General features: G+C 55.8%; 3 protein-coding genes. All 3 read right to left on the reverse strand.

The annotated features are described in order from the left end of the window. Positions 1–82 precede the first annotated feature (82 nt). Complete coding sequence (locus COY37_RS00810; RefSeq protein WP_286678062.1) at positions 83–955, reverse strand: methylenetetrahydrofolate reductase; 873 nt, start codon at positions 953–955, stop codon at positions 83–85. Between the two features lie 11 nt (positions 956–966). Beyond that, positions 967–1,617, reverse strand: a complete 651-nt coding sequence (locus COY37_RS00815; RefSeq protein WP_286678063.1) for a methylenetetrahydrofolate reductase C-terminal domain-containing protein — start codon at positions 1,615–1,617, stop codon at positions 967–969. Between the two features lie 146 nt (positions 1,618–1,763). Continuing rightward, the coding region (locus tag COY37_RS00820) for an FAD-dependent oxidoreductase (RefSeq protein ID WP_286975537.1) at positions 1,764–3,857 on the reverse strand (2,094 nt) is incomplete at its 5' end.

The following is a 3,857-nucleotide window of genomic DNA, read 5'->3' on the forward strand; positions in this document are numbered from 1 at the left end:
ATTCTCGACCCATATTCTCGACCCGTATTCTTAAGCTGATTGCTGAATGCTGAGAGCTGAGCTACACTCTAGACCTTCTATCTTACAGGCCGGCGGCGGCCAGAATATCCGGAACCTTGTCTTCCGCGCCGATGGCCATGACGTGAACGCCGGCACAGATACTTTTAAGCTCGGCGATCTGGCGACCGGCGATTTCGATGCCTTTTTTGAGCGCGTCTTCGCCCTTATAAGGCGCGAGTTCATCAATAAGCTCTTGCGGAACTGAAACGCCGGCTACGAACTTGTTAAGGTACTTGGCCATACCGGCTGATTTTAAGAGCAGGATACCGGCCATTATCGGCACATCAAACTGCTTGGCGTAATCCATGAACTTCATGAATTTCGGCATATCGTAGACCGCCTGGGTCTGGAAAAACTTTGCGCCCGCCTTAACCTTCTTCTCAAATTTTGCGAGTTGCGGCTCAAGCGGATTGGCCTCAGGTGTTACGATGGCCCCGGCAAAGAAATCGGTTTTTCCTTGTAGCTCAAGACCGGCCATATCGTGACCTTCATTAAGCCCGCTTATCACCTCAAGAAGCCCGACCGACTCGATATCGAATACCGGCTTGGCATCCTTATGGTCGCCGAGTACCGGGTGGTCACCGGTGAGCGAAAGCACGTTTTTGATACCAAGAACCGATGCGCCAAGAAGGTCGGACTGCAGACCTAAACGGTTACGGTCGCGGCAGGTCATCTGGTAAATCGGCTCAAGACCCATATCCATCATTACTTGAGCAATCGCCAGCGTGCAGACACGCATGACCGCGCTCTGATTATCGGTTACATTGAGGGCGGTTACTTTGTCTTTAAGCCCCTCGATGTGGTGCTTCATCTCACTTAAGTCGGTTCCCTTCGGAGGGCCGACTTCAGCGGTGACTACAAATGTTCCACTTTGGATTTCTTCTTTAAATCCCACCGCTCTTCCCCCTACTTTCTTAAATCCATATAGCGAAGGTTGTTTGCCTTCTGGTGGTTCTTCGGCGAGTTGATCTCTTTAAATTTGTCGACCTGGCCCATAGCGTTCATCTTGTTGTAGATAAGCACCCAGCCGCAATCACGGCTTGAGTCGATCTCGCACTTGCCGTTATTCGTGCCGCCGCACGGGCCGTTAAGCAGGCTCTTCGCGCAGCGGGCTACCGGGCAGATACCGCCGGTTTTATCAAGGACGCATTCGCCGCAGCCCTTGCACATCTCGGTATAATATCCGTACTCTTCGTTAAAGCCCATAAACGTGGTGTTAACACCCGGCAGCACCGGCATGTTTGGGAATTTTCGCGCCATTCCCTGAATGCCGACGCCGCAGGCCAATGACACTATCGCCTGGTATTTGTCGGCATCTTTTACCTCGTCCAGATACTCGAAATCACACTGGCGGATGACGGTCTGTTCGCCGACTTCGATATCGCGCCCGTCGACTTTTCGGGATAGGCGCAGGGCGGTTGCCGTAAGGTTTACCGCGCGCTCACCGCCGGTTAAGCATACCTCAACGCAAGTGCCGCATCCGACCATTAACACGCGGTCGTACGAGTCCACCATCGCCTTTATCTCATCTAAGGTTTTTGGCTCCGCAACAATCATTTCTCGTGCACACTCCTTAATCCCTAATGGAGCTTCTAAGGTTTCCCCCGACGCGGGGCTTGCAGCCGGCGCCTCACTACATCTGCCGGCGCCGACTTAAATACAGCCTCACGTTTACATCTATACTCAAGTGCTCTTCTTTAACGCTAGTCTACAGCGAGCACTTTAGAAACCGGATTCGGTCCGAGTTCGTCGAGCTTTGCCTTGAACTCGCCCATCATCCGGCCGAATGCTTCCGGGCCGCCCGGCGCACCCATAAAGGCTATACGGCCCGCGCCGATTCCGGTCGCTTCGAGGACCTTTTTAACCTCATTGGTGCGAATCTCCGCCCAATTGACGCCCTTGCGATGGCGGCACTCCTCGTCCGGGCAGGCCAGGACCGCGATACCGTCAGCGCCGTTTTCAACCGCACGCAGTAGATGCCGCGTATCGAGGCGGCTGGTGCACATGAGTCTGACCATGTTAACGCCCGGTATCGACGGGCTCGCCATGGAGGCCGGGTTTTTAATTGTTGGAACGGCATACTGGCAGCCGAAGACGGTGACTCCGCTCGTGCCTTTATCGATCTGCTCGTTGATAAGCGTATCGTCGTTGTAGGCGATATCGATCGCAAGGCCAGGGCACACGCTCGCGCAGATTCCGCACGCCTGGCAGCTCTCCCAGGAGAAGCCGGCCACGCGGGCCTCTGAAATATACGGTGCGCCGTACGGGCAAACGCGCACGCAGGAGAGACACGCCGCGCAATCCTCCGGGCGGGCCATCGTCGCGCCGCGACCGCAGTTCATGCAGCGCTGGGCCTCATAAACTGCGGTTTGAAGCTCGAAACCACCCTCGGCCTCTACAAAGCTTTTTAAGCGCTCCGCCGGGTCCATAACCGAAATGTCGTTTTTGTCCTTGCGCGTAATCTTAAGAGTCGTAAAATCGGGCAGCTTGCCGATCGGTGCCGGCTTAAGTACGGTGACCGGCTCGATTTTGCCGGTGGTAAGGAACGTTTCAATCGATGTTGCGGCGTCATGCGCGTTTCGCATGGCCGCTACCGCAGCACCCGGGCCGGTAACAACCTCGCCGCACGCGAAGACGTTCGGCAGGTTGGTTTGGAAGGTGGCCGGGTTCCACTTTATGCGCCCGCGCCCGTCAACCTCGAGGGAGGTACCGGTAAACCCGTTCATATCCGCTCCCTGACCAATAGAAAAGACCACGTTATCGGCCTCGATATCGAGAAGCTCGTCCTCGTTGTAAGCCGGGCTGAACATGCGGTTTTCATCGAAGACATGGGTGCAGCGCTTAAAGGTGATCCCCACAACCTTGCCGTCAACGACCTTTATCTCTTTCGGTCCCCAGGAGGGGTTGATCGCAATGTCTTCTTCGGCGGCCTCATCGAGCTCCCAGCTAAAGGCGGGAATCTCGGGGCGGCTCTCGAGACAGCAGAGGTTGACCTGTTGCGCACCGAGGCGCTTAGCGGAACGGGCGACGTCAAAGGCGACGTTTCCACCGCCGATAACGACCACTTTCTTGCCAACCGTTGCGTTATCGTTAAAGTTGGCTTCCTTTAAAAACGGCAGCGCCAGAAGAACGCCGTCGGCATCGGCCCCGGGAATCGGGATTCCTCGGCTCACGGAAAGACCTATGGCTATCAAGACAGCGTCATACTGCTTGGCTAAATCATCAAACTGGACATCCGTGCCGATCGCGGTGTTGGTCTTTATCTCAACGCCGAGCGACTGGATTGCCGCGACATCGCGGGCAACGACGTCTTTTGGCAGGCGATACTTCGGCACGCCGGTGTATATAGCGCCGCCGCAGGCATCGTTTTTCTCAAAAATGGTTACGTCAAAGCCATCTTTAGAAAGGTCAAAAGCCGCAGTAAGACCTGCGGGTCCGCCGCCGATGATGGCGACTTTTTTGCCCCTGGTTTTTGGAACCGGCCCGTAGTCCGGCTCGTCCTTGCAGATATCCGCCGCAAAGCGCTTGATCGCACGGATGTTGACCGCGCCATCGACGTCGTTGCGGCGGCACTCACCCTCGCACGGGTGGTGGCAAATGCGCCCCAAGCTTCCGGGAAGCGTGCAGCGCTCACGCACCGCATCGAGCGATTCTTTAAATCTGCCTTGCGCTACCAGGGTAACAAACGATTGCACGTCCGCGTTAACCGGGCAGGCACTCGTACAAGGCGGCTTGATGGGCCCACTCGTTACCCATGTATTAAAAGTCTTACTGTGAGACTCACTGTGAGACTCACT

It is taken from the genome of Candidatus Aquicultor secundus, assembly GCF_002791875.1.
In the GTDB taxonomy this organism is placed as follows: Bacteria; Actinomycetota; Aquicultoria; order Aquicultorales; family Aquicultoraceae; genus Aquicultor_A; species Aquicultor_A secundus.

Bases quoted from the DNA above. Each gene is read 5' to 3' on its own strand.
- COY37_RS00815 (WP_286678063.1), bottom strand. From the start codon at position 1,617: ATGATTGTTGCGGAGCCAAAAACCTTAGATGAGATAAAGGCGATGGTG.